The sequence below is a fragment of the Sutterella sp. genome (genome assembly GCF_052272535.1).
Taxonomy (GTDB): domain Bacteria; phylum Pseudomonadota; class Gammaproteobacteria; order Burkholderiales; family Burkholderiaceae_F; genus Sutterella.
Genome location: NZ_DAVZJY010000123.1, coordinates 1 through 7,295, shown reverse-complemented (window position 1 = coordinate 7,295; position 7,295 = coordinate 1). Strand labels below are relative to the sequence as shown.

The 7,295-nt window shown below is 66.0% G+C and carries 5 protein-coding genes; 1 reads left to right on the top strand and 4 read right to left on the bottom strand.

Annotation, left to right across the window (positions count from 1 at the left end; translation table 11 throughout):
* Positions 1-497: 497 nt before the first annotated feature.
* The 3 genes from ACT6Y9_RS07175 to ACT6Y9_RS07165 form a co-directional block, all read right to left on the bottom strand.
* Positions 498-1,775: a glutamate-5-semialdehyde dehydrogenase gene (locus tag ACT6Y9_RS07175; RefSeq protein WP_443744026.1), complete on the bottom strand. Its 1,278-nt coding sequence runs from the start codon at positions 1,773-1,775 to the stop codon at positions 498-500.
* Between the two features lie 104 nt (positions 1,776-1,879).
* On the bottom strand, positions 1,880-2,887 hold the full coding sequence (holA, locus tag ACT6Y9_RS07170; RefSeq protein ID WP_295478429.1) for a DNA polymerase III subunit delta: 1,008 nt from the start codon (positions 2,885-2,887) through the stop codon (positions 1,880-1,882).
* Positions 2,888-3,430 (bottom strand): LPS-assembly lipoprotein LptE, encoded by a 543-nt coding sequence (locus ACT6Y9_RS07165; RefSeq protein WP_295478432.1) that lies wholly within the window; start codon positions 3,428-3,430, stop codon positions 2,888-2,890. It abuts the gene before it with no gap.
* Between the two features lie 398 nt (positions 3,431-3,828).
* On the opposite strand from ACT6Y9_RS07165, the gene ACT6Y9_RS07160 reads away from it, so the two are divergent.
* A complete protein-coding gene (locus tag ACT6Y9_RS07160; RefSeq protein WP_295478435.1) occupies positions 3,829-4,230 on the top strand; it encodes an Hsp20/alpha crystallin family protein in 402 nt (133 codons plus the stop codon).
* Between the two features lie 177 nt (positions 4,231-4,407).
* Here the strand turns inward: ACT6Y9_RS07160 and leuS are convergent, their stop codons facing one another.
* Positions 4,408-7,050 (bottom strand): leucine--tRNA ligase, encoded by a 2,643-nt coding sequence (leuS, locus tag ACT6Y9_RS07155; RefSeq protein ID WP_443744025.1) that lies wholly within the window; start codon positions 7,048-7,050, stop codon positions 4,408-4,410.
* Positions 7,051-7,295 lie beyond the last annotated feature (245 nt).

Here is a 7,295-nt window from a genome sequence, read left to right as displayed (position 1 = left end):
AGCGTTGGTCAAGTGGAGAATCCCCGTCCTTCAGGGCGGGGAGTGCGTCAAGGTGTGGTTTGGAGGCCTCCGTCGACATTTTCGTAGGCGTACGCTCATGAAGATGCTTTTTCGTATACAAGAAAAGCGGCTGAAGAACCGTGTTTGCTTCTTTTGAAGATCTATGCAAAATCCATCCCGAGCCGAGGCGGCGGGAGCGGTTCTGGCTTTCCCGGAGAGCCCTTCAAGGATCTCCGGGAGGCGAGACGAAAACTGAACCGCGCCGGCCGCCTCGGCTCTTCATGCGTTCAGCAGTCCCCGCTTTGGAGATCTTCTCCGGAGAGGGAGCCTCCCGAAGGAGGGCTCTCGAAGAAGGGGCGCCGCAGTGCGGCCATCTTCCCCGCAAGATTCAAGAAGCCCCGCACAGACCAAAAAACGGCCTCGCGCAAGCCCCGTCCTTCAGGGCGGGGAGTGCGTCAATGAGATGGTAGGTTTCAACCTACGAAATCGAAGGGCTTTCAGCGGCGGCCTTCGCCGTGGCCGAAGACCACGTACTTCAGCGACGTGAGACCCTCGAGCCCCACGGGGCCGCGGGCGTGAAGACGATCGGTCGAAATGCCGATCTCGGCCCCGAGCCCATACTCAAAGCCGTCGGCGAACCTCGTCGAGGCGTTCACCATCACGGAGCTCGAATCCACTTCGCGCAGGAACCGTTCGGCCGACCTGCAACTGTCCGTGAGGATCGCGTCGGTGTGGCGAGAGCTGTGGCGGTCGATGAAGTCGATCGCGTCGTCCAAGGAATCCACCACTGCGATCGAGATGATCGGAGCGTTGTACTCGGTGTCCCAGTCTTCGGGAACGGCCGGAACCGCGGGGATGCCGCAGCGCGTGAGGACTTCAAGCGCCCGCGGGTCCGCGCGCATCTCGACGCCCTTTTCGGCGTAGATCCGCCCGATGCGGGGGAGAAACACCTCGGCCTGAGCGGCGTGGACGAGGAGCGTCTCCGTCGCGTTGCAGGGCGACGTACGCTGGGTCTTCGCGTTGTCGGCGACGAAGACGGCCATGTCGAGGTCCACGACGGCGTCCACGTAGGTGTGGCAGATGCCGTTGAGGTGCTTGATCATCGGCACGGTCGCCTCGGCCATGAGGCGCGAGATGAGGCTCTTTCCGCCGCGCGGGATGAGGACGTCGACATAATCGCGCGCGCGGATCAATTCACCCACGACGGCGCGGTCGGCGGTCGGGATGAGCTGCACGGCGGCGGCGGGAAGACCCGCGTCGGCCAAGGCGTCCGAGACGATGCGCGCCAACGCGCGGTTGCTCTCGAGCGCTTCGCTTCCGCCCCGGAGGATCACGGCGTTGCCGGACTTGAGGCAGAGCGCCGCGGCGTCGATCGTGACGTTGGGGCGCGACTCGTAGATCATCGCGACCACCCCGAGGGGCACGCGCATGCGGCCGACTTCAATGCCGGAGGGCATCGGGCGCAGGTCCGAAACGGCCCCCACGGGGTCGGGGAGGCCGGCAATCTGGCGGGCGCCTTCGACCATCTGGCCGAGCACCTTCTCCGTCACGGCGAGGCGGTCCACGAAGGAGGGCGCAAGCCCCGACGCACGGGCCCGCTCAAGATCGAGGGCGTTGGCGGCGGCGATGTCGTCGCACCGCTCGAGGAGAAGCTCCGCGATGTGCTCGAGCGCCTGGTTCTTCTGTGCGGTCGTGGCGCGCGCCATGCCGCGGGAGGCGCGGCGGGCGGCCTCGCCGATCGTGCGCATGAGCGCCTGGGGTTCGAAAGTGGTCATAGAACCTCGCAGGGCCTCATTGAGGGAGGCCGCAAAAGGGAAAAAGTGAAACCGCTCCGGCCGGAGCGGTCCGTGCGTCCATTGTAGAAAGAGGCGCCGCGCCTTCAGCGGCGCGAACGGGCGAGAAAGAGGCAGACGCTTTTGAGCTCGATCCAAGGATCGGCGTCGCGCTCAGGCACCGCCAGGCCCTTCGTCATCCGGTCGATGTCGGCGCACACCGAGAGGGCGTTGACGACGTGCGCGAGCGGAATGCGGCGGGCGGCGGCCTTCAGGGCGGGCGTCGCGAAGACGCCCTTCACGAAGCTCTGGCCGGCTTCTTGAGCGGTGCGCAGCTTCACGAGGTTGCGCAGCTGCGACGTGAAGACCATGAGGAGGAGCGGGAACACTTCGCCCTGCGCTTCGAGCCCGTCCACCATGCGCGCGGCGCGCTCGGCGTCGCCCATGAAGACGGCGTCCACGAGCCCTTCCATCGTGTAGCGCGAGCAGTTCCCGATCGAGGTCTCGATCTGCGCGCGGGTCACTTCGCCTTCGGGGAAGAGGAGCGAGAGCTTCGCCACCTCCTGCTTGGCGGCGAGGAGGTTTCCTTCAACGAGGTCGGCGAAGGCCTCCAGGGCTTCGCGCGAGGCGGTCTGGTTGTTGGCGGCCATGCGCTGCGAAAGCCAGGCGGGGAGCGCTCCGCGCTCCACCGGATCGCAGTCGATCACGGTGGCGTGCGAGGAGAGCGCCTTCCACCACGGGGCCTTCACGCCCTGCCAGTCCGGGCGCGGGATCGTGAAGAGGACGACGACGCCCTCAACCGGCGACGCCACGAAGTCGGCGAGCATCTTGCCGCCCTTGAGCCCGGGCTTTCCCGTCGGGAGCCTCACCTCGAGGAACTTCCGGTCGTCGAACATGCCGATCGAGGCCGCGGCGTCAAAGAGCTGCGACCAGTCGGCGTTGGCGCTCATCTCGAGCACCTGCCGGTCGGTGTAGCCCAAGGCCTTCGCCCGGACGCGGAGCAGGTCCCCGGACTCGAGCATCAGAAGCGGTTCGCTGCCCGTGGCGAGGTAGAAGGGGGCGAGCGTCTGCGCGCGGGCGATCTGCCCGGCGAACTGAAGGGAGGAGACCCCCATCTACGGCTTCTCCGGGTGCGCCGCGCGGCCTTCGGGGACCTTCGCGGCGGCGAGACGCCGCACGATCTGCGTGATCAGGTCGTTCTCCATGTCCTCGTAGAGCACCTCCTCCTCCTTCTCGCGCGAGAGGAACTCGCTCTCGGTGTAGGTGATGTCGCGCCAGGCCGAAAGCCGCGTGGCCTCGACGTACTCGAACCCTTCGGGCGAGGTGCAGCGGAACTCGATCGTGAGCGTGAGCTCGTACTCGCGCGCACGGCCCGCGTCGTTGATCGTGAGCACGTCGCGGTTGCGGGTGACGGAGAGGAGTTCGAGGACGGCGTCGGCCCCCTTGGGCGACGAGACGCAGCGGATCGAAGACCCCGACTCGATCATGCGCTTCAAGAGCCCCGAGAAGCGGGTGTTCTCCGCCATCTGCAGGTAGAGCGTGTCGAAGGGGGCCTCGAAGTGCCCGCGCAGCCTGAAGCCGCAGCCCGTGAGGGCGAGGGAGGCGAGAAGCCCTCCTGAAAGGGTGAGCGCCCGACGGCGGGAGATTCGCGAATGCATGTGTGCCTGATTGCGTTCGGGATGTGGATGACCTGAGCCGGATGAGGCGGCGGGACCGCCCGGTCCGGCGAATCACCAAATTATAGAAGCCGGGGCGGGGGCGTCCCAAGGGTTCTTCGGCGGCTCCTCCGTGCTGAAGCCGCCGCGGAGCAGCCTCTGCGCCGCCTCTCGGGCGTTTGCGTTCATGTTCCAGGGCCCATCCGTCCTCTACGTCCTTTCTTGTAGGGGCTATTCCGGAGGAAATTCGGTATTCGTGAAGGTTTGATGAAACACTCAAAATTCGCGGGGCGGCGGAGCACCGTTTGAGCACCCTTCTGCGCGATGATGGGGCGTACGTTTTCGAGGCGGAGGCGCTTGTGGCCGCCCGTCCCCGGGAAAGAAGATGGAGGAGAGACGCCGTGACCGATGTTCGTGAAGCCGCCGCCCGCGGGAGCGCCCGCCAGGAAGAAGCACACCCGTCCCGCATCTCCCTCGCCGCCCTTCCCTCCGCCCCTTCCTTCATCTCCGAACGCCTCTTCCGGAGCCGTACGATCGCGGTGGCCAGGCGCGACCTCGCGGGGCGCTTCGTGACCGACGCGCCGGCGGGCTACCGCGTGGTTCTGCCCGTAGGCGACGGCGCGGTGGAGGACCTTTCGGTCGAACTCACCGACCTCCTGCTCACCGTGCGCGGCATCACCCGGGAGGGCGTCGTCTGGGCGGAGAGCTTCGAGATTCCGCAGGGTTTCGACGAGTCGGCCGTGCGCGCGGAGGCGGTCGGCAAGATGCTGCGCGTGACGTTCCCGAAGGCCGCAGCCTGCTGAAGGCCCTGAGGCCGCTCCCGCCGAGAGGGGGCAAAAGCGCCGGAGCGGACGCTCCAAACACCATCCAAAACACGAAGGGCGGCGTCTCCACGACCCGGAAGCTTCCGCTTCCGGCGGGAGACGCCGCCCTTCAGGTGAAGATGGCGAAGATTCAGCGCTTCGCGACGCGGGTGCGGACTACTTCGCCACCACGTTCACGAGTTTGTTCTTCACGATGATCACGCGGCGGACCGGGAGGTCGCCCACGAAACGCTTGACGTCTTCGTTGGCGAGCGCGGCTAAGCGGATCTCGTCCTCGGTGGCCTCGGCCGAAACGAGGATCGAACCACGGAGCTTGCCGTTCACCTGAACGACGAGCTTCAGTTCATCGGCCTTGATCGCCTCTTCGGACCACTCGGGCCACTTGGCGTCGATCAGTTCGCCCTCGGTCTTGATGAACTCGAGGTCGGACCAGAGCGCGGTCGTGATGTGCGGCGCGATCGGGTAGAGCGTGCGCAGGAGGATCGAAACTCCCTCCTTGAGCGCAACCGCCCCGCCTTCCGTTGCAACGCCCTTGAATCCGTCGATCGCGTTGAACATCTTCATGCAGGCCGACACGACCGTGTTGTACTGCATGCGCGCGTAGTCGAAGTCCGCCTGCTTGAGGCAGGCGTGGATTTCGCGGCGCAGATGACGCGCTTCGTGGCTCATTTCGCCCTTGAAGCCGGCGAGTTCGCCCGCGGCGGCCACCGTCTCGCGGTTGGCGTACGCCCAGGCCCAGATGCGGCGCAGGAACCGGAACGTGCCTTCCGCACCCGAGTTGGACCAGGCGGCGGACTGATCGGGGGGACCGGCGAACATCACGAAGCTGCGGGCCGTGTCGGCGCCGTACTTCTTGATGATGTCGCGGGGCTCCACGACGTTGCACTTGGACTTGCTCATCTTCTCGATGCCGCCCAACACCACGGGTTCGCCGTCCTCCTTCGAGATCGCGCCCACCGGACGTCCCTTCTCGTCGTACTGCACCTCGACTTCGTCGGGGTAGTACCAGCGGCGGTGCCCGTCCGGAAGATCCCGGTAGTAGCACTCGGCCATCAGCATGCCCTGCGTGAAGAGGTTCTTGAAGGGTTCGTCGTACTTGACGAGGCCGAAGTCGCGCATCACCTTCGTCCAGAAGCGGGCGTAGAGGAGGTGGAGCACGGCGTGCTCGATGCCGCCGATGTACTGATCCATCGGCATCCAGTAGTCGGCGCGCTTGTCGACCATCCCGGTCGTGCAGTCGGGCGAGCAGTAGCGCTGGAAGTACCACGAGGAGTCGACGAACGTGTCCATCGTGTCCGTCTCGCGTTCGGCGTCGCCGCCGCACTTCGGGCACTTCACCTTCTTCCAGGCGTCGCACTTCGTGAGGGGGTTGCCCGTGCCGTCCGGCACGAGGTCCTCGGGGAGCACCACCGGAAGGTCGGCTTCCGGAACGGGCACCGGGCCGCAGTGCGGGCAGTTGATCATCGGGATCGGCGTGCCCCAGTAGCGCTGGCGGGAGATGCCCCAGTCGCGCAGACGGAACTTCACCTCCTTGTGGCCGAGGCCCTTCTTGCCCAGAGCCTGCGCGATCGCGTCGATCGCGGCGTGCATGTCGAGGCCGTCGAACTCGCCCGAGTTGACGAGGTGCGTCTCGCGGGTCTTGTCGCCGTACCACTCCTGCCAGGCGTCGGTGGAGAAGGTTTCGCCCTTGACCGCTACGACCTGCTTGATCGGGAGGCCGAACTTCTTGGCGAACGCGAAGTCGCGTTCGTCGTGGGCCGGCACCGCCATCACCGCGCCCTCGCCGTAGCTCATGAGGACGTAGTTGGCGATCCAGACTTCGACGGGCTCGCCCGTGAGCGGGTGCTTGACGAAGAACCCGGTCGGGACGCCCTTCTTCTCCATCGTCGCCATGTCGGCTTCGGAGACGCCGCCCTTGGCGCACTCGGCGATGAAGGCCTGGAGGTCCGGGCGGTTCTTCGCGAGGTGGGCGGCGAGCGGGTGCTCGGCCGCGATCGCGACGAAGGTGACGCCCATCAGGGTGTCGGCGCGGGTCGTGTAGACATTGAGCTTCTTCGGCTCGCCGTCGAGTTCGTACGGGAAGGAGAGCGTGACGCCTTCGGAGCGGCCGATCCAGTGCTCCTGCATGCGGCGCACCTGCTCGGGCCAGCCGTCGAGCTTCTTGATGTCCTCAAGGAGCTCTTCGGCGTACTGCGTGATGCCGAGGTAGTAGCCCGGGATCTCGCGCTTCTCGACGACGGCGCCCGAGCGCCAGCCGCGGCCCTCGATCACCTGCTCGTTGGCGAGCACGGTCTTGTCCACCGGGTCCCAGTTGACGATCTGAGTCTTGCGGTAGGCGATGCCCTTCTCGAGCATCTTGAGGAAGAGCCACTGGTTCCAGCGGTAGTAGTCGGGCTTGCAGGTGGCGAGCTCGCGCGACCAGTCGAAGGCGAGGCCGAGGGGCTCCATCTGCGCCTTCATGTCGGCGATGTTGGAGTACGTCCACTGCGCGGGGGCGACCTTCTTCGAGAGCGCGGCGTTCTCGGCCGGCAGGCCGAAGGCGTCCCAGCCCATCGGGGTCATGACGTTGTAGCCCTTCATGCGGTGGAAGCGGTACATGACGTCGTTCAAGGTGTAGTTGCGCACGTGGCCCATGTGGAGCTTCCCGCTCGGGTAGGGCAGCATGGAGCAGACGTAGAACTTGGGCTTCGGATGACCCTCGCCGTCGAGCGCATTCTCAACGGCGCGATAAACGTCGCGGGCCTTCCACATCGCCTGAACTTCGGATTCAACCTCCTGCGGGGAGTATGTCTCGCGCATAACGCTCTTCTTTGTCCAGTGTGAGTTGGTGGGAGAAAGGGAAAATAACCTTCTAGTATAGACGTCGGGGGCCCGTGCGCATGCGGCTTCTCGACTGCTTTGGGTCCCTTCGGCCTTGGATTCCGGGGCTTTTGCGCCGCGCCGCCTGCGTCCGGGTGATTTGTCTGAGGGGGCGGCGCCATCTCCGGGCACCTGACGCGGGCGTTTTCCCGGGCTCAGGCGTCTTCGCCCCCGCAGACGCCCGC

Coding starts and splice junctions, on each gene's coding strand:
- holA (WP_295478429.1), bottom strand. CDS start 2,887: ATGGGGGTCTCCTCCCTTCAGTTCGCCGGGCAGATCGCCCGCGCGCAG.
- leuS (WP_443744025.1), bottom strand. CDS start 7,050: ATGCGCGAGACATACTCCCCGCAGGAGGTTGAATCCGAAGTTCAGGCG.
- ACT6Y9_RS07175 (WP_443744026.1), bottom strand. CDS start 1,775: ATGACCACTTTCGAACCCCAGGCGCTCATGCGCACGATCGGCGAGGCC.
- ACT6Y9_RS07165 (WP_295478432.1), bottom strand. CDS start 3,430: ATGCATTCGCGAATCTCCCGCCGTCGGGCGCTCACCCTTTCAGGAGGG.